The sequence below is a fragment of the Levilactobacillus parabrevis ATCC 53295 genome (assembly GCF_001434055.1).
Classification (GTDB): domain Bacteria; phylum Bacillota; class Bacilli; order Lactobacillales; family Lactobacillaceae; genus Levilactobacillus; species Levilactobacillus parabrevis.
In genome coordinates this window covers 29,379-49,277 of record NZ_AZCZ01000016.1, presented here as the reverse complement: position 1 = coordinate 49,277, position 19,899 = coordinate 29,379, and the positions used below count along the sequence as shown (strand labels likewise).

Genomic DNA, 19,899 nt, shown 5'->3' with positions numbered 1-19,899 from the left:
TCATTAATGTAAGCGTCTTCTCAATTATATCATGTTGTGCGTTCTTGTAGAAGCTGCCAAAGCTTATGGGTTGTACGATAACTGCGGGTACTGGTCTGGCGGTAGAAGGCGGTTCCCCAGACCTGACCGTACCATGAATGCTGGAAATTACCGGTCGCCGCGACCGTCCAGAAGATAAGGTGGGGTGTCATCGCCACTTGATCAATGGGAGCCAGGTGGTCGTGAAGCCAGGTATCGTGCTCGCCGTAATCTTGAAGTTTGAACAGACACATGTGCTGGCGATTACCCTGGCCGTCCCACCAGGTAGGGGCTTGTTGAAGCTCAGCCAGGAAGGCCGATTTGGCGAAGACACCAAAATTAATAGGAAAGGCAAAGTTGTTGCTGAGGACGGCGGCAATGCGTTGCTCACAGGCCGGTTGGGACTGATTACTGGTAAAGCAGAGATTACCACTATTAGCGTATGAGGTGACGTGCACGAAGCCGGCTGCGGTCAACAGGGCCCGCAATGTGGCCATTTTAACCGGGTGATAGCTTCCGCCATTGATGCCCCGCAGAATGAGCAAATAGTCCATTGATTAAGTTCCTCCTAAGAAGTTGAAAACCATGCAACAAATTCGCTAAAAATGACATTAGTCGTAAGTAGAGGCTCTATTCAAGATAACGCATAAAGCGGCGAGCCGCCTGACTGAGAGTGCCACGAGGATAGACGAGTTGCAGGTGACTGATTAAGGGCTGGCTGAACGGTCGGGTCACGTAGTCTGGGGTGAGGAAGGGCTGGGCGGCCTTGGCGAATAAAAATGTGACGCGTTGGGTATGGGCAATCATGCCCAGCAAGGTTTCAATGTGCGGTGTGGTAAATCGAATATTAGGCGTGAAGCCGGCCGTTTGGTAGAGGGCGCCCATTTTTTCATAAACGCCGGAACCGGTACTGAGCGAGACAACTTCTACACCGTGTAGGTCGGTCATGCTGACTGCCGCTTGCTGAGCCAGGGGATGGTCGGCAGCTAGTACGACTCGTAACTCGTCCGTGTCCAGATTAACCGCTTCAAATTGGGATTTGCTAAGTTGCTGACTTTGGACATCACGGAGAATGCCAAGATCAAGCGCCTGATTCTGTAGTTGTTTGAGTAGGTCGGCCCCTTCAAGCTCTTCCAAACGAATGTTGATCTGAGGAAAATCGTGCATGAACTGACTCATCTTGCGGGTTAAGCCGTACTGCGACATGACGGGAACACTTCCGATGTGGAGGGTGCCCCGTTGCAGTGTTTTATAGTCTTGAAGTTCAGTCTGCATCAACTGATATTGGGAGGTGATGGTCTGGGCATAACGGAAGAAAACCTCGCCACTCTCCGTGATGGTTAGTTGACGTTTGTTCCGTGTCGAAATCAGGCTGGTTTTCAGTTCATCTTGCATGTTGCGTAGGCGTTTGGATAGCGCCGATTGCGTAATATTAAGCTCGACAGCAGCATCGGAAATGTTGCGAATCTGGTAGAGCACGATAAAACTGTAGAAATCGTCTAGCGTCATGTGAGACCGTCCTTTCTGGCAAGTGGTTAAATGAAAACTCTGTTATTCCTATCAAGCATAACGTTAGTCGAAACCGGATTTGTTTGCAAGGTTTTTGGAGATTAAGGTTGATACATAAAGTGATTGAAAGTTGCAAGTAGTTAAACGGTTATCATCATTGAGATTTCAGTCGCAAGATAGTCTGGCAGCTTGTTGCAGATACGTTTTGGATATGTCGTTAACCTTATGGTGGAAAGCTACCTTAGCCGAAGATGACAACTTTCAATGCTTAACGAATGATCCGCAGGAGGTAATTTAATGGCAAATGAACCGTATGATCTACGTAAAGTGTTAGCGGAATTGAAGACGCAGCCCGGGCAGTATCACGCGACCGATGTGGCCGTCGATCCCAACGCCGAACTCTCTGGCGTTTACCGCTACATCGGAGCCGGTGGAACCGTCGAACGACCGACACAAGAAGGCCCTGCGATGATGTTTAATCACGTAACGGGCTTCCCCGGAACCAAAGTCTTGACGGGACTAATGGCCAGTCGTAAGCGGGTGGGGCTGATGTTTCATCACGATTATCATACGCTGGGGCAATTTCTTAACGATGCCGTTGAAAACCCCGTTCCACCGGTGATGGTTGATGATGCGCCTGCTCATGAGGTCGTCCACAAAGCGACCGATCCCGACTTCGACATTCGTAAGCTCGTGGCAGCACCGACCAATACACCGCAAGATGCCGGCCCGTATATTACCGTGGGGGTTGTGCTGGGGTCTAACAAGGCCAAAACAATGAGTGACGTTACAATTCACCGAATGGTATTGGAAGATAAAGATAAATTGGGCATTTACATTATGCCTGGTGGCCGGCACATTGGGGCGTTTGCCAAGGAGTATGAGGCGGCTAATGAACCGATGCCCGTGACCATTAACATTGGCCTAGATCCCGCCATTACCATTGGCTGCACCTTTGAACCACCAACCACGCCGCTCGGGTACAATGAGTTGGGTGTCGCCGGTGCAATTCGGCAGGAAGCGGTGGGTTTAACGCCAGCGCTGACCGTCGATGAAAATGCCATCGCGCGTTCCGAATTTACGTTGGAAGGGGTCATCATGCCTAACGAACGCATTCAAGAAGACATCAACACCCATACCGGGAAGGCCATGCCTGAATTCCCCGGTTACGATGGCGATGCTAATCCAGCGCTACAGGTGATCAAGGTAACCGCCGTGACGCACCGCGAGAATCCCATTATGCAGAGTGTCATCGGTCCTTCCGAAGAACACGTCAGCATGGCTGGCATCCCGACCGAAGCCAGCATTTTAGAGCTGACCAATCGAGCCATTCCCGGCAAGGTCCGCAACGTCTACAATCCGCCAGCAGGTGGGGGCAAGTTGATGACCATCATGCAGATTCACAAGGAGGACGAGGCTGATGAGGGGATTCAGCGGCAGGCGGCTCTACTGGCATTCTCGGCGTTTAAGGAATTAAAGACGGTCATTCTGGTTGATGAAGACGTGGATATTTTCGATATGAACGACGTAATGTGGACCGTTAACACGCGGTTCCAGGCCGACCAAGATCTAATGGTCCTGCCGGGCATGCGGAATCATCCGTTGGATCCGTCCGAACGCCCGGAATACGATCCCAAGTCGATTCGAACGCAGGGGATGTCTTCCAAGCTGGTGATCGACGGAACGGTACCATTTGATATGAAGGATCAGTTTGTGCGGGCCCAGTTCATGAAGGTAACGGACTGGCAAAAGTATTTGAAGTAAAGGACTGGTGGGGAATGAAGAAGATTGTGATTGGTGTCACCGGGGCTTCCGGAACGATTTACGCGGTCGACCTGCTTAAAAAATTACGAGCTCTGCCCGATGTGGAGACACACCTGGTTATGAGTGCCTGGGCCAAGAAAAACCTGGCCCTGGAAACGGACTATACGCTAGATCAGATTAAGGCATTGGCCGACGTGGTTTACAGTGACCGCGACCAGGGTGCCGCGATTGCCAGTGGCTCATTTCTGAATGATGGTATGGTCATCGTGCCCGCCAGCATGAAGACGGTGGCCAGCATTGCCTACGGGTTCGGTGAGAACTTGGTTGCCCGGGCGGCCGATGTCACAATTAAGGAACAACGTAAGCTGGTGATCGTACCACGAGAAACGCCGCTCAGCGTGATTCATCTGGAGAATTTAACCAAATTGGCCAAGCTCGGTGCGCAGATCATTCCCCCGATTCCAGCCTTCTACAATCATCCCCAGACGATTCAGGATCTGGTCGATCACCAAACGATGAAGGTATTGGATGCGTTCGGGATTCATGAGCCTGCTGCCAAACGTTGGGAGGGGGATTAGCATGCCTAAGTTTAGTGTGACCCAGGAAAATTACACGATTGACGCCGATGTGACGGTGATTGGCGAGGACTTGCTGATTGTCGTCACCGGTGGCAGCAATCCCCATATTGGGGACGTGACGACACTGACGCGAGATACGGCGATGCAGACCATCAAGTATCCCAGTCATGACGGTCGGTTCCACAAGGACAACTTTGTGGGTGAACGGGTCGCCAAGGTGGTTCAGCCAGTACTTCCAGGCAGCTGTACGGTGACGGCTGGAATTCACGTCAATCAGATTACGAAGGCCCAGATTGCGGCGTCGGCACCAATGGGCGAGGAGTTAGGCCGCCAAATCGTGGCTTGGTTGGCACAACACCCACTGGCTGCGCCAATGCCGCAATATTATAGCGATAGCGAACAACCTCAGTAGAATAGTTCAGGATCAAGTCAGGTCAGCCACTGGAAATGGGGCTGGCCTTTTGGTTCTAAAGAATTTGTAAACTTTAGCAGAACAATGCGACTAAATCAGCCGAAATTACATTAGTAGTAAGTAGAAAGCCGACTCAAAGATAGGTCCATGGCGCACCAATTCATGGGGACCGTTATTTATTTTTTTATACCGCAATTGCGTGTCTAGCTGGTGTATACTATGGCTGTATCAATCACACGACATAATCCTGGGGAGGATCTTGACTGATGAAAAAGCAAATTTTATTCATGGCATTACTGGGTGGCCTAACGCTTGGTGGAATGCAGATTGTGGCACCAACTACGGCACAAGCCAGCACCCGAAAGACGGTGAAAGCTTTGCCGAAGAAGTTGCAAGGGGCCTGGTACCATTATGATGGTCACGGCAAGTACGATAGAGTAAAGTTCACAGCGACCAAGTGGCGGACGGTGGGCTACCAGAATGGGAGCCGCTATGCCAGCACTTCAACGCTTCACCAACGCAAACTTAACGCTGATCCAAATAAACTGGCACGTCACGCCAACTGGGTCGTGGGCTGGAAAATGACCGTTCGGCGGGCTAACTGGACCGATCTTCGCGGCTGGAACCAGTCTGCTGGGGATGGCACCTACTATAAGGTAGCCAACAAACGGTATCACGGGCAAAAACTGGCGGTTCTCAGTGAAGCTGGTGGTGCTGGCGTCTGGGTCACTCAACACTACTATGCCTCGAAGCAAGTTGCTAAGCAGATGAAGAATCACCGCTTCCACAGTGAAGTATACTACGCATAAATACGATATTTTCGAGGAACTACCATCAGGACTGGTGGTAGTTCCTTTTGCCACCAGGTTGCGAGGAGAAGCTTTTACAAGCTAACTCAGTTAACCGATAGCCTGATGGCACTATGACCAACGTAACCTGCTATAATCAACCTAAAATGAATCGGGGAGGTCTTCACATGCGCGTGAATATTTTGCAACATACACCAGAGGAGGGGCCGGGAGCCATTCGCATCTGGGCCCACGCTCGCGGCCATCAGGTCTACGTTTACCATCCGGCACAACACGGCAAGTTGCCATCAGCGGCGGAGACGGATCTACTGGTGGTCTTGGGTGGTCCGATCAGTCCTAACGATGATGCGCCATGGATTGCGGCCGAGCGCTACTTGATGCGTGAAGTGATGGCGGCCCACAAGCCGATCTTCGGTGCGTGCTTCGGGGCCCAACAGATTGCCAAGCTCCTAGGCGCAACGGTCAGCCCGGCACCGGTCAAAGAGGTCGGCTGGGCGCCGGTTACGCGTCAGGCCGATGTGATTCCGGGATTGCCGGCGCAGCTGAAGGTCCTTCACTGGCATCAGGATATGTTTGCGTTACCGGATGGTGCAACGCGACTGTTTGCCAGCGAGCAGATTCGAAATCAAGGCTTAGTGGTTAACGACAATGTGGTCGGCCTCCAGTTTCACTTGGAGGTCACGGAGGATAACGTCCACGCGATGGTGGTCAACGATGGCGATTACGTGGCGGATTCCGTGTTGCATCAGACGGCCCAGTCTATTGAAACAACGCCGGTGCCTGATGAGAATCGGGCGGCCATGTTTCAGATCTTGGATTATATTACAAGAAGTTAAGTGATCGGGAGGGGCTGAAAAAACGGCCGCTCCCTTTTTGGTGGTAGCACCGAATGCGGTATTTAGCCAACGGTTAGGATGAAAATTAAATTTGCCCCTGAACGGTTTAAGGAGCGTTTAATCGTGCTATACTCATGTGCGGAGGATGATACATTGCCGACGGGGAAATCCGGTGATGTTCGGCTCCAGAGGAGGAAATTTCATGAATAAAGTTACCCGTTTGATAGGGTTGGCAGCTGTGGGGCTCACGTTAGGTGGGGCTACGATGGGGGCACTGCCAGCGAACGCTAAGGCCAAATCACCTGAGCTGATTTACATTGACAGTGAGTCGGCGACCAATACCTCGGCCGGGACGCAGCAGGTGGTCACGAACCGCACAGTGACGGCGCTGACACAGCCCACCGACCAGTCGACACCAGTCAGCGTGATGATTCCCAAGAATACGGCACTCAAGGTCGTGCAGCGGACAGCGGCAGGTACTGTCGTGACTGTTCCCGGAAGAACTCAGACGCTTCTGATTGCCCAGACTAGCAACTACACTTACGGCAACCGGGCCATTAAGCTTACCAAGCATGACTATCGTGAGCTGGTTAAGCGCTCAAAAGCGTGGGCTGGTAAGCTCAGCAAGCGGCAGATCAAGGTCATTGGTAACTACACCGGCAATGGCTCCGATAAGTTAAATAACGCCCTACGTTATCCCAAGCGAGCAACTACGGCCAAGACACGGCAACGGGTCAAGGATCTGCGGGCGAGTCTCAAGACGTTCAAGCTGACCCATCCCATGACGGTTTACCGGGGGACGTCGAATAAGGTTGCGCGGCTCGCGTTGCATCAGAAGACTCTCAAGCCAGGCGCCATCTATTCAGATCCCGGGTTCGCCTCGACCAGTACCAGTCATGCGGTCGCTACGGAATTCACCTCGCAAGTTTTGCTCAAAATCAACTTTCCCAAGGGCTATCACGGGGCCTATCTGGATTCGATCTCTACGGTTCGAGGGGAGAAGGAATACCTACTTAACCCCAATACTAAGTTGATTGTGACCAAAGTCCAGCGTGTGACGGGACAGACGACCACGACGATGATGACCACGACCGGCAAGAAATCCAAGACTCAGGTCGATCATGAAAAACTGGCGTATCAACTCGTGACTCTGAATTTGTTGCAATGATAATTAAAGCACCAATAATGTGAAATAAAACGGTTAGTTGCTTGAGAGGACTAGCCGTTTTTTCTTTTGTCGTGTAATCTAGAGAGTAACAGTTCTTTTGTCTGGAAGAAACCAAACGGGGATTCTACCTTAGAAAATTTACGTGGAAAGGAAGTTTGTCGTGTCTAAATACCGTCTCCAAACCATTATCTTTGTCTTAACTTCATTCATGCTGGGATGTAATGAATTCATTGTCGTCGGGGTTATTTCGGATATCTCGAAATCGCTGAACGTTTCCGTGGCTACAGTAGGCTATCTGGTCACGATTTTTGCGACGGTCTTTGCTGTCAGCACACCGTTTATTACGGTGTTGACCAACCGGTTCAGTCGGTATAAGACGCTGATGGTACTTGTCCTGATCTTCTTGGCGGGTAATACGTTGAGTGGATTTGCCACCAGCTATGCCATGTTACTGGTGATGCGGGTGGTGACGGCTTCCGTTGCCGGGGCAATCGAGTCCTTTATCATTGCTTTTGCCAATGACATTGCGCCTCACGACAAACGTGCCGTCCTGATTGCTTGGATCTCAGCGGGCTTCAGTATTGCTTCGGTTATTGGGGTGCCCATCGGGGTGGCTATCAGTACTGCCGATAGTTGGCATACGGCATTTCACGTCATCTCCGGTATCACGTTGGTCACGGCGTTGCTGTTGGCTTGGCTGCTGCCACGCAACGTCGCGCAGACCAAGGGTGGTGTGAAAGATCAGTTAGTTTTTCTCACGGACAAGCGGGTTTACCTGGGCATCGCGGTCAACCTCTTCATGGCGGCCACGATGTACGCCTATTACACGTATATTCGGCCATTGATTACCACCAGCATGGGGTTTGACCTGACGAGTCTGAACTGGTTGCTCTTTGCGCTGGGAATCATGAGTATCATCAGTAATCGCTTGTCAGGGGCGTTAGCGGAACGCAATGGGTTGTCGAAATTGCCGTGGTTCTACGTGGCAGATATGCTCTTGCTGGTTGCGTTGCCAATCGCACTCAACAGCCAGGTGGCGGGGTTCGGGATTCTACTGATTCTCACACTGATTGTGACGATAGCCGGAGCTCCCATTCAGATTCACTTCCTGGATGTGGCTGCCGAGAGTTATCCGCAGGCAACCATGCTGGCGTCATCGGTCAGTGCAATTTCATTTAACATTGGGATTTCGGTAGGTTCAGCCACGGCCTCACTGATGCTGAGTCAGGTGGGTCTTCAAAATATCAGTTTTGGTGCCGCCGGTTATGCGTTAGTTTCCCTGATCTTGGTGGTTGTTCTGAACCGTGTTATCGCGGCTCATCAACAATCTGTGGCCTTAGAAAAATAAGTTTCAATTGGGGACGTTTTCATGAGGCGTCCCCCTGCTTATTTTCTGAAAGATAGTGTATTCTGGTAGGTAACGAGTGAAAATTTTGAGATTCAGAGGAGAAAATATCGTGAACAAGTATCGTTGGCAAGCCATCGTCTTTGTCCTGGTGGCATTTATGTTGGGGTGTAATGAATTTATCGTGGTCGGGGTGCTCTCCGACATTGCCAAGGAATATCGCATTCCGGTGGCGACCGTGGGTTATTTGGTGACGATTTTTGCCACGGTCTACGCGGTTAGCACGCCATTTATCACCGTCTTGACGAGTCGGTTTAGTCGCTACAAGACACTCATGACCCTGATGGGCATCTTCTTAGTAGGGAACACACTGAGTGGTTTTGCGATGAACTATCCCGTATTGTTGCTATCTCGCATCATCACAGCGGTGGTGGCCGGAGCAATTATTTCATTAATCATGACCTTTGCCAGTTCGATTGCGCCACGGGAGAAGCGGGCGAGTCTAGTGTCGTGGATTTTTGCCGGCTTCAGTATCGCTTCAGTCTTTGGGGTGCCGATTGGGACGGCGATCAGTACGAGCTACAGCTGGCACGACGCCTTCTATTTAATTTCAGTGATTAGTGCTGTGACCTGTGTGCTGTTGGGGTGGTTGTTGCCTCGCGAGGTTGAACAGGTACAGAGCAGTGTGAAGAATCAATTAGTCCTGTTGAAGGACCCTCGGATCTACGTGGGGATTGCCCTAGTCCTGTTTACGGCGGCGACGATGTACGCCTATTACACGTACATTCGACCACTATTGACGACGGCACTGGGCTTCAGCACGCAGAGCCTGAACTGGTTACTCTTCCTGATTGGAATCATGAGTATCATCAGTAACCGGTTGTCGGGGATGTTGGCGGAACGTAACGGGTTGCGCATCATGCCCCGATTCTACGTGGTCGATGTGATTCTACTGGCCCTACTGCCAATTGGCTTGAACTTTAAGTTTGGTGGCTTGGCGATTCTGTTAGCGATGAGTCTGATCGTGACGATTATCAACTCACCCATTCAGATTCACTTCCTGAACATTGCCGAAGAGGAGTATCCCCAGTCAACGGTATTGGCCTCCTCGTTAAATTCCATCTTCTTTAACTTTGGTATTTCTCTGGGGTCGGCTACGGCGTCCGGCATGCTGGGAACAGTCGGCTTGAATCACATTAGCTTGGGTGCCGCTGGGTATGCTGGAATTTCGTTAATTCTCGCGTTGATCCTGAACCGGGTGATCAAGCGACACCGGCAAAATAGTTTCAATTAAACAAAATTCGCGTTAGAGTTGACTTTAGAGACCAATTAAACAGGAGGTTATTTGATGACAAAAGTACCTGTAGTCACGTTTAATGATGGTTACCAGATGCCAGCTGTGGGTTTGGGAACGTTCCAAGTTCGTGGCGGTCAAGGAGTCAACCAAATTCTGGCGGCGATTCGTGATGGTTATCGGAGTCTTGATACGGCGACGAACTATGATAATGAGGGTGCCGTCGGTGAAGCCATTCGGCAATCCGGCTTGCCACGGTCGGCATTCTTCGTTACGTCGAAGTTGCCGGGTAAGTACCACCGCTATGCGGACGCGACGATGGCCATCCAGGAGTCCCTATATCGCATGGGATTGGATTACTTTGACTTGTATCTGATTCACTGGCCACTCCCGAAGCGTGACCATTACGTGGAGGCTTGGCAGGCTATGATTGATGCTCGGACGCGTGGTTTGATTCGCTCCATTGGGGTCTCAAACTTTGAACCGGAGCATCTGGATCGACTGGTTAAGGAAACTGGCGTGATGCCAGCGGTCAACCAGATTGAAGCTCATCCCTACTGGAACAATCAGCGGATGCTGGCGGCGGACCAGCAGCGGGGGATCATTACCGAGGCGTGGAGTCCACTGGGTCGTGGTAGTGCGGCGTTGAAGGAACCCCTGATTCAGAAGCTAGCGAAGAAATATGAGAAAAATGTGGGGCAGATCATTCTCCGTTGGCACTTCCAACGTGGCATCGTTCCTATTCCGAAGGCTAGCAACCTGTTGCATCAACGGTCTAATCTGAATGTGTTTGATTTTAACCTGACGCCGGAAGAAATGGCGGCAATCAACGGGTTGAGTCAAGCTGACGGCCGGATCGATGGTCAAGATCCTAACGAGTATGAAGAATTTGACTAAATAATTGTTTTAGCGTGTGACTAATTGGTTACACGCTTTTTTTGACACTAAATTACTACAATATACGAATAATAATATAAATAAATTTGTAAGTGTTCACCTCTGACAGGCGCTTTGAATTCAGGTATAGTGGTGACATTGACTTTTTTAAAGGAGGTGGAACATGGACGATAGGAGTCAAGCACACGTGGCCGATTGCGTTCGTGGCGTTTTGTACGGACAGGCCGTGGGTGACGCCATGGGAATGCCGACCGAGCTTTGGTCGGTATCCCGAATTCATCAGCGGTACCCCGGAGGTGTGACGGATTTTATGGCCGGTCCACGGGAAAACGACATCGCCATGAACTATTTGCGGGGGCAATATACGGATGACACTAGTCAGGCGTTATTGATTCTGGATAGCTTGCAGGCCAATCAATGGTCGGTGCAGTCTCAGGACTTAGTTCGCCGTCTGCTAGTTTGGGCCCAATCAGTTCACGCGTTTGAACGGAATATCTTGGGTCCCAGTTCGAAGGCGGCTTTGCTGGCAATCCAAGCGGGACAGGATCCACAGGCAATTACGCAAAAAGCTGTGACGAACGGCTGTGCCATGCGAATTGCACCAGTCGGAGCGCTGTTTAAGCCGCAGCAACTGTCTGAATTGGTCGCCATGGTCGTGGCCGTGACCCGCGTAACCCATGCGACTGATGTGGCTTTTAGTGGTGCCGCGATGGTGGCTGGAGCGGTGACTGCAGCGCTGGCTGACTATGGCTGGTCGGCGCTGCTGGATTGGGCGCTATTGGCTGGTGATACAGCGGGAAAGCTGGGTACACCCACTTGGGAAGCAAGCCCGCAGGAGCGGTTACGTTTGGGGTTAAAGATTGCTCGGGAGACCCGTGATGATCCGGCTGAATTCACACGTCAATTGGCAGCATTAGTCGGAACAGGGACGGCCGTCAGTGAGTCCGTTCCAGCAGCGTTAACTCTGGCTTACTATGGCCGAGACATGCGTCGCTGCGCTCTATTAGCGGCAAATCTGGGCGGCGATACCGATACGATTGGTGCGATGGCGGTTGCAATTTGTGGGGCCAAACAAGGGTATCAGCAGCTCCCCGCGGGGTGGGGTCCCCTGATTGATCAGCAGAATCCGCAACATCATTTGGCCGATTACGTGACGGCTATCATGGATTTTCGACAACAAACAAATACATAATAATTGAGGAGTAAGGCCTTTATGAATGGGGAAACGATTAAAGTACCACAGAAAGACAAGACGCTGACACCAGGAAAGTTATTTTACAACTGGTTTGCGGCAAACATTGGCATTATGGGGATTGTCTTTGGGGCAATCATTGTTAGTTATCATTTATCTTTTGTTCAGGCAACGTTAGCTTCGCTGGTGGGGGCACTTTCGTTTGCCTTTCCTGGATGGGTCGCGATGATTGGGAAACGCGAAGGCGTGACCACGTTTAAGCTGTCGCGCGCCGCATACGGGACGCAAGGGAATAAGCTCCCTAATGGGATTGCGTGGGTCAACATGGTTGGCTGGCTCGCGGTCAATGTGATTACCGGAACGCTGTTACTAGTGGCACTCCTTCAAGTGATGCATATCGCCAAATCAGACTGGACGGTTGCCGTAGCACTGGCTATTTTTGCCGGGATTGTGATTCTCTCCGGACTGGTAAATGAAAATGTCTTGGCCAAGATTCAGACTTGGTTGTCCTGGCTATTTGGGATTTTAACAGTCGTGATTTTAGTTCTATTTTTGATGAAAGCTAACTGGCAACAAGCGTTGGCCCAGCCAAGCGGGAAATGGTTAGGCGGCTTCTGGCCCGCCGTGTCAATTGTTGCCGCGGGTTCCGGAATCAGTTGGTCGATGGCCGCGGCCGATTGGGGGGCTTACGTGAAGCCTCAGGCCAGTCAGAGTGCGACGTTCTGGCACACGTTGTTGGGTGGAGCCGTTCCTTTATTCATCCTGATGTGGGGGGGCGTGTTACTGAGTACGGTCGAACCGGGACTGGCCAGCGCCGCCAATCCCATCGAAGTGATGAGTCACGCCTTGCCATCGTGGATGACGGTTATTTACTTCCTAGTCGCAGCAGGGGGACTGATTCCACAATGTATGATCAGTCTGCGTTCGGCACAGATTAATCTGGAAACCGTGGGGATTCGCATCTCTCAGCGGAACTCCCTGATTCTACACGGGGCAATTGTGATTCTGGTTCCCGTATACGTGCTATTCATTTCAGAAAACTTTATGGGGAACTTCGAACTTTTCCTCGGATTCTTGGGAACGTGTCTGGCTGCTTGGGTTGCCGTTTTCCTATGCGATAGTGTTCTCTATCGCCGTGAAGGATATGCCATTAGCGAAATGATGCCGGCTTCGACTAACCGGTACAATTGGAAGGGAATCAGTTCATGGGTGATTGCGGTGATCACAGGCTTCCTGTTTACCAATAATGCCGTCTGGACGGGGCCATTTGCTCATGGAATTTTTCACGACAATAGTTTAGGTGTTTTCGTGGCGGGAATCGTAGCGGTCATCTGCATGGTTGCACTGAAGCCGGTGGGCAAGCGTCTGACTGAGGAGGTCGATTAGGATGGCACGGGTACTCGTGATTGGAGCAGCTTACGTGGACGTCGTTGTCAACGTTCAGCACCTCCCCCAGAGTGGTGAAGACGTTGCTGGCGATTGGCGCAGTACGCAGGTGGGGGGCTCGGCCTTTAACGTCCAACGCGCGTTGACCTACGCTGGCGTTACCGCGGACTTGTTTGCGCCAGTTGGTCAAGGTGAGCACGCAGCCATTGTGCAAGCGACCTTTCAGAGGCTTGGCATTCCAGTGCTCGTCCGGGATGAAAGTGCTGATAATGGGTGGGACGTTTCGTTCGTGGAAGCTAATGGTGAGCGCGCCTTTCTGTCAATTACGGGTGTTGAGCGTCGGTGGCAAGCCGAATGGTTCGAACGAATTTCGCTTGCAGATTACGACTACGTCTATCTTTCCGGATATGAATTGGAGGATGCTCGGGCAGCGGATGTCATCTTAACGGCGTTGAGCCAGCAACCGCACCTGCGTGTCTTATTTGATACGTCGCCACGTGTCGGTAGTCTCACGCCAGCGGTGCGCCAACGCGTGATTCGACCGGGAATGTTGATTCATGGGAACGTGGTGGAGATTCAGCGGTTGGGAACGCCAACTGAGACCTATCAAGAAACTGCGCAACGGCTGAACGCTATTACTGGTGAATTGGTTGTGGTTACACTCGATGCGCAGGGCAGTTACTACGTCGAGCACGGTCAGGGCCACATGGTTCCCGGGACGGCGACGCAGGTCACCAATACGATTGGCGCCGGTGACACCCATTGTGGGGGCTTATTGGCCGAGTTGGCGGCTGGTCATACGACTGCCCAGGCAGTTCAGCGGGCTAACGTCTTGGCTGCTCGAGTTGTTGGGCAACAGGGTGGGGCGTTGGAAATATAGCAAGAAGAAAAGACGGTCGATCCATGAGTGGAGCGGCCGTTTTTGTGTGATTCCTATGAGCCGTTTAGTGATTCACTAGCAGACTAAATTAGTCGTCAAATCGCGTCAGGTCAACGTCAGTGGTGACACGTTTAGTTATGAGTCAACTTGGAGGCAACAAAAATGCAATGTTGTTATTTACGCTGATGCCAACCACACGAAATGTTTCTCACTGTGATACTGGATTTTCTGTGAGCAGGTATAGTAAATACAGAGCGGTGGAAGTATTGGCAAAGTTAAGTGATTTATAACGCGAGCAATTACTATCATTGATGTTTGGTCAATGAGGCTGACTGTTGGTGAAAGGTGATTGGAGGAGGATTGCGATGCGAAGAAAGGTAACTACCGCCGTGATCGGCGTTCTGATAGTCATTGCCGTTTGTTTAGTTGGCGGCTTCGTTACTGGTGGGATTACCGCTCACGCTGGTAGTGTTGTTGTCTCTGGCTTAGATGGTGGTGACGCGGTTATCACGGATTCCAACGGTAACGTTGTTTCAAATGGGACCGACTTGGGGAAATGGGATAACTATACGTTGGATTACGACTGGAGTATTCCGGATGGGGAAGCCATCAAGGACGGCGATACGGTAATGGTAACGTTCCCACCAACTGCGGTTGGACGACGAGATGTGACGTTCCCATTGTATGATGATAACGGTCAGCAGATTGGGACGTTTAGCATTAAGGAAGGCGAGAGTACCGGGACGATTACGTTTAACGGCGCCCTGGCGAACACCACGAAGGATCGTAAAGGTAGTCTGCAGTTCTATGTTAAAGGGAGTGCTGAAAGTAACAACGTCGACTTAGACTGGGGGATTAACAAGGTCGGTTGGGTTGCTGAACGGAATCCAGACGGGTCCCCTGCTAAGTTAACGTGGAACATTGCCTTTAATCCGAACAGTTCTAAGATGGATAAAGCAGTTATCACGGATAGCTTAGGACCAGGTCAAACGTATATTCCGGGAAGTGTTCACGCGCAGACTGGCAGTTATGATTCAAATGGCTTCTTCACCAGCGATGGGGGCACGATTACGCCCGAGATCAATACCATGGGAAGTACGTTGACCTTTACCTTTAGCAATGTGACGACGGCGGTCAACATGACGTATCAAACAACACCAGAGGTTTCTGGGACTGGTGGTACTTGGAAGAACAATGCTTCACTGAACGGTCAAAGCGTTGGGTCACGGATCGTTTGGGGTGGTAGTGGTACCGGTAACGGTGGTTCTGACCAACAAGTCGGCGAAGTTATCTTGAAGAAGACGGCGGCAGCCAATGGTGAAGTCTTGGCTGGCGCGGTCTACGAGTTGCAAGACGCTACGGGTAAAGTTATCAAGTCTGACTTGGTGACTGATGCTGAGGGAATCATCAAGGTCGATGGCTTGGCTGCCGGCGATTACCAATTCGTCGAAACAACGCCACCGGCGGGCTTTGAATTGAGCAAGACACCGATCCCATTTACGATTAAGGACGGTCAAACGGCTGCAGTAACGGTGGCCGCGGAAGATATTCGGGAGAATTCAGGCTCTGAGGGTGGTGGCACCCCCGAGAATCCTGGCGGTGTCACGCCACCAACCAATCCTGAGAACCCTGGAACGGAGACGCCAGTAAATCCTGAGAATCCAGAAAATCCTGAAAATCCCGGGACAGAGACGCCAACGAATCCTGAGAGTCCGCAGAATCCAGAAAAGCCAACGAAACCGACCAAGCCAGTTAACCCCGTTAAACCAGTAAAGCCGGTTAAGCCAATTAAGCCAATTAAGCCAACTAAACCTGGTACAACGACTCATCGGCCGGGAAGCTCTGTGATCTATCCAGCAGGAAGCGGGAGTCAGCAACCAGTCGCTGGTGGTGCGGGTGCGTACACAACTAGTGGTAGTGGCAATGGCGGTCACGCTGGGGCTGTAAGTGGTCAACCAGCAGGCAGTGGTAACGGTGCCGGCGCTGGATCAGGACAGTATGTGGGCAAGACCTTGCCACAGACCGGTGAACGTTCTACTCGGCCAGCAACGTGGATTGGTGTGGCCTTACTCCTGGCTAGTGGATTCGGGTTTGTTGCTTTGAAGCGCAAGGATTAACCGTTTTAGACGCTAATGTTAGGCGGCAGTCTGTGGAGCACGCAGGCTGCCGTTTTATCGAAATATTTATAACAGAATTAACTATCTTAGCTGACAACTATATGCTATACTAAGTGAAATTCAAGTTCAGCTTATGAATCATTCTTCGGGGAGTTACTATATTTATCGCTGGGCAGTTTAATTGGCGGATAGTTAAATAGGAGGACAATATGAAACAGTCGGCGGAATTCAAACGTAGTTGGTTATTAGCGATGCTGGGGAGCGCGTTAATTGGTGGCGGTTATGGTCAAGCGTGGGCACCTATGGCCGAATTGTTCCGGCACGAGAACAACATATTAAGATAATAATATTTTAGGTGATAAACAGGTAATGTAGTTTAAGTTAAAGCCCTTTCAATGTATAATAATCTAGAAGAACTTCAGGAAGAGGCGAGAACATGGTAAAACGGCGAACGTTGACTAGGGAGATTGTTTTGGACCGTGCGGATCAGCTGATTGCAGAACGAGGATTGGATAATCTGACGATTCGAGCCTTAGCGGACGCGTTAGAAATTCGGCCCCAGTCCGTTTATAACTATGCAGATAGTTTGACGGATCTGTTGGATCAAGTGGGCCTGCGGTTTGTCAATCAGCTCAGTGAGCGACTTATGCGACGTTTATTTGGGGTGGGGGGTAAGGAGGCCTTGATGGTCTTCGCCCAGGAGTTTCGCAAGGGGTGCCGTCATGAGAAGCATCTGGCCCCCATCTTAATCAATCCGAATGATCTGCGACAGTTGAAGCGTACCCATCAAGCATTGAGTGATCTATACAATCAAATGTTTCGGAGTCTACACCTCTTGGATGGTGCGGATAATCACAGTCTGGTGGAATCGACACTCTATCGGTCGGCCTTATTTGGTTTTATCATGCAAGAACTAGGGGGCTATTTAACGTTGCCTCAGCGTAAGATTGATGAACGTTTCCAGCTGATGATGCAGTTGGCAATCGATCAAATTGCGGTGGAATAATAACGAGGAGAGTTTGGGACTAGTTCTCAAACTCTTTTCTCATACAGGGAAAAACTTTTGCAGAGTAAGGGTTGACTTAAAGTGCACTCAAAGGTGTTTACTAGGTCGTGTAAGAAATTCAAGGAGGCAGTTTGATGGCTGAAGTACAGCGGCATTACCGGATTGGTGAGTTTGCCAAATTAGTTGGTCTATCCACGTACACGTTACGATATTATGAGGATCAGGGGTTGGTGAAGTCCCAGCGTGATGAGAATGGTGTGCGGTATTACACCGACGAAGATATTCGCTGGGTGGGCTTCATTTTGCATCTGAAAGGAACTGGGATGCGGCTCAATGATTTGAAGCGTTACGTTAAGCTGCGGGCCAAGGGCGATGCGACCATTCCAGAACGACGCGCGATGCTACAGAAGACCAAGGATGATGCCGAGGCTGATATCGCGGAACTTCAGATGCACCTGCAAGTACTGAGCCGAAAAATCGATTGGTACGATGGTAAGGTGGATCAGACCATTGCCGATTCCGAGAGCTTTCATGATTATTTACAACGATTCAATGACAAGTGAAGGAGCGTTTTAAGATGGTAAAAAATGAAGATATTAAGTACGGTGTTATTTTTCCGGTTGGCGATAAGAATGTCGCCTATCAAGACTTTTTCACCGGTCAAAGCTACTTACAAGGCTTGGTGAATGATCCGGATGTTAGTGTGGGTGTCGGTAACGTGACCTTTGAACCCGGTTGCCGAAACAACTGGCACATTCATCACAATGGGTTTCAGATTTTGCTAGTTACCGGTGGTGAGGGTTGGTATCAAGAAGCTGGCCAACCCGCTCGGCGGTTACATGCTGGTGACGTGGTTGTGACCAAAGATGGCGTCAAGCATTGGCACGGTGCAACCAAGGATAGTTGGTTTAGTCATATCGCCATTACGGCTGGAACTCCAGAATGGCTGGAACCCGTTGACGACGCTCATTATGATGCTTTAGACTAGGAGGTTAGTAAATTATGGCAAAGAAACAAACGGCTGGTCGGGATAACTTGGGTGAATTTGCCCCTAAGTTTGCTGAACTGAATGACGATGTCTTGTTTGGGCAAGTTTGGTCACGGGAGGAACAATTGTCCGCACACCAGCGGAGTTTGATCACGATTTCTGCGCTGATCTCTGGGGGAAATTTTGAGCAATTGCCCGCACACATGAAGATTGGGAAGGGCAATGGTATCACCAAGGATGAAATTGCCGAAGTGATCACGCATTTAGCTTTCTACGTTGGCTGGCCTAAGGCGTGGTCTGCATTTGGTATTGCGAAGGAAGTTTTTAAGGACTAGCTCGAATTACGTCTCACGACCAATGATGGTTGTGGGGCGTAATTTTTTCGGGTCAAAAAGGTGCGGGTGGGCCATTTCCGGCGACAATTCTAGGGAAATATTGCATAATTGAAGGAAGCAACCTATTCTGAAATTGAGGAGTCAGACAGCATGCGAAAACGGAAAATTTTAGCTAATTTATTGGGTATCGTGTTTGTCGGCGGCCTCGTCTGGGGATTAACCAGCGTTCAACCAACGCCGGCCCAGGCCAAGACTAGCCAAGCAGTTACCCAGTACAAGCAGTGGCAAAAGGTATACGTGGGTGGTAAGACGCAGAAGTATGTGAAGTCTAATAATGGGCAAGGGACCACAACCGCGCTATCCGAGGGTCAGGGGTATGGGATGCTGGCGGCCGTGCTGGCAGCCAAGAAGGGGGCCAATACTCACGCCACCTTTAATCAAATGTACAAGTATTATCGGGCTCACCGGGTCTCCAGTAAGGTGCCACTGATGCAGTGGCAACAGACCAAGCGTTCTGGCAAGATGACGAGTACCGGTTCACAGAAGAATTCTGCGACTGATGGAGATTTGGATATTGCGTACGCGTTAATTTTGGCTGATAAGAAGTGGGGCAGTAAGAAGACTAATTATCGGGCAGCGGCTAAGAAGCTCATCAAGGCTATTAAGCAAAAGGAAATCAACAAGACAACCTATTTGCCAACGATGGGAAATTGGGCCACGAACAGTTACGATGTCAGCAAGCTGCGGTCCTCAGATCTGATGACCGGCTACTTCAAGACGTTCGCTAAGTACACCAAGGATAGTACCTGGACCAAGGTTGCTAAACGCAGTCAAGTCGCCGTTAAGAAGCTTAGTGCACGGCATAAGACGGGACTATTCCCCGACTTTATCTTGGCAACGGGCAAGAGCATCAAGCTCAAGGCCGTTAAACCTTACAGCATCGAATCTGGGACCGATAATCAAGTCGGGTATAACGCTAACCGGGTTCCATGGCGCTTGGCACAGACGTACAAGCTCAGTAAGGATAGTGTGACCAAGAAAGCCTTGACGAAGCAACTGACCTTCTTCAATAAGAAAAAGAAGATTACCGCTGTTTACACGCTAGGCGGGCGAGCTGTCAACAGTTACGTGAACACGGCGTTTACGGCGCCAGTTCACTTTGCGGCTACGACCATGAAGAAGACGTCATTGAAGAAGAAAACGGCTAAGCAGATGCCTAAGACCATTGAAAAGCACAATTACTATTCCGCCACGTTACAGGTGGTGACTGGGTTATCGTAAGGGAAAGCATGAGGTTAGCTTACCAAGCGGTATCCGTTGTAGCAAGGAACATTTAGAGACATAACGAGGACTCTGGCAATTGCC

The 19,899-nt window shown here is 50.6% G+C and carries 20 protein-coding genes; 18 read left to right on the top strand and 2 right to left on the bottom strand.

Features of this window, described 5'->3' with window-relative positions; all coding sequences use genetic code 11:
- Window positions 1–29 precede the first annotated feature (29 nt).
- Window positions 30–572, bottom strand: a complete 543-nt coding sequence (locus FD07_RS05845; protein ID WP_020089426.1) for a DUF1697 domain-containing protein — start codon at window positions 570–572, stop codon at window positions 30–32.
- Between the two features lie 76 nt (window positions 573–648).
- Window positions 649–1,527 (bottom strand): LysR family transcriptional regulator, encoded by an 879-nt coding sequence (locus FD07_RS05840; protein WP_020089425.1) that lies wholly within the window; start codon window positions 1,525–1,527, stop codon window positions 649–651.
- Window positions 1,528–1,824: 297 nt separating this feature from the next.
- Here FD07_RS05840 and FD07_RS05835 point away from each other — a divergent pair, with 297 nt between their 5' ends.
- The 18 genes from FD07_RS05835 to FD07_RS05750 all read left to right on the top strand — a co-directional run bounded on the left by FD07_RS05835 (window position 1,825) and on the right by FD07_RS05750 (window position 19,815).
- Complete coding sequence (locus tag FD07_RS05835; protein WP_020089424.1) at window positions 1,825–3,291, top strand: UbiD family decarboxylase; 1,467 nt, start codon at window positions 1,825–1,827, stop codon at window positions 3,289–3,291.
- Between the two features lie 14 nt (window positions 3,292–3,305).
- Complete coding sequence (locus tag FD07_RS05830; protein ID WP_020089423.1) at window positions 3,306–3,869, top strand: UbiX family flavin prenyltransferase; 564 nt, start codon at window positions 3,306–3,308, stop codon at window positions 3,867–3,869.
- A gap of 1 nt (window position 3,870) precedes the next feature.
- A complete protein-coding gene (gene lpdD / locus FD07_RS05825) occupies window positions 3,871–4,281 on the top strand; it encodes a prenylated flavin chaperone LpdD (protein ID WP_020089422.1) in 411 nt (136 codons plus the stop codon).
- Between the two features lie 266 nt (window positions 4,282–4,547).
- Window positions 4,548–5,090, top strand: a complete 543-nt coding sequence (locus tag FD07_RS05820) for a hypothetical protein (protein WP_020089421.1) — start codon at window positions 4,548–4,550, stop codon at window positions 5,088–5,090.
- 167 nt (window positions 5,091–5,257) lie between these two features.
- Window positions 5,258–5,926: a type 1 glutamine amidotransferase gene (locus FD07_RS05815; RefSeq protein ID WP_020089420.1), complete on the top strand. Its 669-nt coding sequence runs from the start codon at window positions 5,258–5,260 to the stop codon at window positions 5,924–5,926.
- A 202-nt stretch (window positions 5,927–6,128) separates the two neighbouring features.
- Window positions 6,129–7,094, top strand: a complete 966-nt coding sequence (locus FD07_RS05810; RefSeq protein WP_020089419.1) for an ADP-ribosyltransferase — start codon at window positions 6,129–6,131, stop codon at window positions 7,092–7,094.
- 160 nt (window positions 7,095–7,254) lie between these two features.
- A complete protein-coding gene (locus FD07_RS05805) occupies window positions 7,255–8,442 on the top strand; it encodes an MFS transporter (protein ID WP_020089418.1) in 1,188 nt (395 codons plus the stop codon).
- A 109-nt stretch (window positions 8,443–8,551) separates the two neighbouring features.
- Window positions 8,552–9,733: an MFS transporter gene (locus tag FD07_RS05800; protein ID WP_020089417.1), complete on the top strand. Its 1,182-nt coding sequence runs from the start codon at window positions 8,552–8,554 to the stop codon at window positions 9,731–9,733.
- Between the two features lie 54 nt (window positions 9,734–9,787).
- Window positions 9,788–10,630, top strand: coding sequence for an aldo/keto reductase (locus FD07_RS05795; RefSeq protein WP_020089416.1), 843 nt, complete (start codon window positions 9,788–9,790; stop codon window positions 10,628–10,630).
- Window positions 10,631–10,793: 163 nt separating this feature from the next.
- Complete coding sequence (locus FD07_RS05790; RefSeq protein WP_020089415.1) at window positions 10,794–11,822, top strand: ADP-ribosylglycohydrolase family protein; 1,029 nt, start codon at window positions 10,794–10,796, stop codon at window positions 11,820–11,822.
- 21 nt (window positions 11,823–11,843) lie between these two features.
- Window positions 11,844–13,208: a purine-cytosine permease family protein gene (locus tag FD07_RS05785; protein ID WP_020089414.1), complete on the top strand. Its 1,365-nt coding sequence runs from the start codon at window positions 11,844–11,846 to the stop codon at window positions 13,206–13,208.
- A gap of 1 nt (window position 13,209) precedes the next feature.
- Entirely contained in the window at window positions 13,210–14,088 is an 879-nt protein-coding gene (locus FD07_RS05780) for a PfkB family carbohydrate kinase (protein WP_020089413.1), read from the top strand.
- 365 nt (window positions 14,089–14,453) lie between these two features.
- Window positions 14,454–16,205, top strand: coding sequence for an LPXTG cell wall anchor domain-containing protein (locus FD07_RS05775; RefSeq protein WP_020089412.1), 1,752 nt, complete (start codon window positions 14,454–14,456; stop codon window positions 16,203–16,205).
- 436 nt (window positions 16,206–16,641) lie between these two features.
- Entirely contained in the window at window positions 16,642–17,211 is a 570-nt protein-coding gene (locus FD07_RS05770; RefSeq protein ID WP_020089410.1) for a TetR/AcrR family transcriptional regulator, read from the top strand.
- 134 nt (window positions 17,212–17,345) lie between these two features.
- Window positions 17,346–17,774: a MerR family transcriptional regulator gene (locus FD07_RS05765; protein WP_020089409.1), complete on the top strand. Its 429-nt coding sequence runs from the start codon at window positions 17,346–17,348 to the stop codon at window positions 17,772–17,774.
- Window positions 17,775–17,788: 14 nt separating this feature from the next.
- Complete coding sequence (locus tag FD07_RS05760; protein WP_020089408.1) at window positions 17,789–18,199, top strand: cupin domain-containing protein; 411 nt, start codon at window positions 17,789–17,791, stop codon at window positions 18,197–18,199.
- 14 nt (window positions 18,200–18,213) lie between these two features.
- A complete protein-coding gene (locus FD07_RS05755) occupies window positions 18,214–18,534 on the top strand; it encodes a carboxymuconolactone decarboxylase family protein (protein WP_020089407.1) in 321 nt (106 codons plus the stop codon).
- A 150-nt stretch (window positions 18,535–18,684) separates the two neighbouring features.
- The gene (locus tag FD07_RS05750; protein ID WP_020089406.1) at window positions 18,685–19,815 is read left to right on the top strand and encodes a glycosyl hydrolase family 8; all 1,131 of its coding nucleotides are present in this window, start codon (window positions 18,685–18,687) and stop codon (window positions 19,813–19,815) included.
- The last annotated feature ends 84 nt before the right edge of the window (window positions 19,816–19,899 follow it).

Coding starts and splice junctions, on each gene's coding strand:
- FD07_RS05830 (WP_020089423.1), top strand. CDS start 3,306: ATGAAGAAGATTGTGATTGGTGTCACCGGGGCTTCCGGAACGATTTAC.
- FD07_RS05795 (WP_020089416.1), top strand. CDS start 9,788: ATGACAAAAGTACCTGTAGTCACGTTTAATGATGGTTACCAGATGCCA.
- FD07_RS05775 (WP_020089412.1), top strand. CDS start 14,454: ATGCGAAGAAAGGTAACTACCGCCGTGATCGGCGTTCTGATAGTCATT.
- FD07_RS05820 (WP_020089421.1), top strand. CDS start 4,548: ATGAAAAAGCAAATTTTATTCATGGCATTACTGGGTGGCCTAACGCTT.
- FD07_RS05780 (WP_020089413.1), top strand. CDS start 13,210: ATGGCACGGGTACTCGTGATTGGAGCAGCTTACGTGGACGTCGTTGTC.
- FD07_RS05815 (WP_020089420.1), top strand. CDS start 5,258: ATGCGCGTGAATATTTTGCAACATACACCAGAGGAGGGGCCGGGAGCC.
- FD07_RS05785 (WP_020089414.1), top strand. CDS start 11,844: ATGAATGGGGAAACGATTAAAGTACCACAGAAAGACAAGACGCTGACA.
- FD07_RS05770 (WP_020089410.1), top strand. CDS start 16,642: ATGGTAAAACGGCGAACGTTGACTAGGGAGATTGTTTTGGACCGTGCG.
- FD07_RS05750 (WP_020089406.1), top strand. CDS start 18,685: ATGCGAAAACGGAAAATTTTAGCTAATTTATTGGGTATCGTGTTTGTC.
- FD07_RS05840 (WP_020089425.1), bottom strand. CDS start 1,527: ATGACGCTAGACGATTTCTACAGTTTTATCGTGCTCTACCAGATTCGC.
- FD07_RS05810 (WP_020089419.1), top strand. CDS start 6,129: ATGAATAAAGTTACCCGTTTGATAGGGTTGGCAGCTGTGGGGCTCACG.
- FD07_RS05845 (WP_020089426.1), bottom strand. CDS start 572: ATGGACTATTTGCTCATTCTGCGGGGCATCAATGGCGGAAGCTATCAC.
- FD07_RS05765 (WP_020089409.1), top strand. CDS start 17,346: ATGGCTGAAGTACAGCGGCATTACCGGATTGGTGAGTTTGCCAAATTA.
- FD07_RS05835 (WP_020089424.1), top strand. CDS start 1,825: ATGGCAAATGAACCGTATGATCTACGTAAAGTGTTAGCGGAATTGAAG.
- FD07_RS05755 (WP_020089407.1), top strand. CDS start 18,214: ATGGCAAAGAAACAAACGGCTGGTCGGGATAACTTGGGTGAATTTGCC.
- FD07_RS05790 (WP_020089415.1), top strand. CDS start 10,794: ATGGACGATAGGAGTCAAGCACACGTGGCCGATTGCGTTCGTGGCGTT.
- FD07_RS05760 (WP_020089408.1), top strand. CDS start 17,789: ATGGTAAAAAATGAAGATATTAAGTACGGTGTTATTTTTCCGGTTGGC.
- lpdD (WP_020089422.1), top strand. CDS start 3,871: ATGCCTAAGTTTAGTGTGACCCAGGAAAATTACACGATTGACGCCGAT.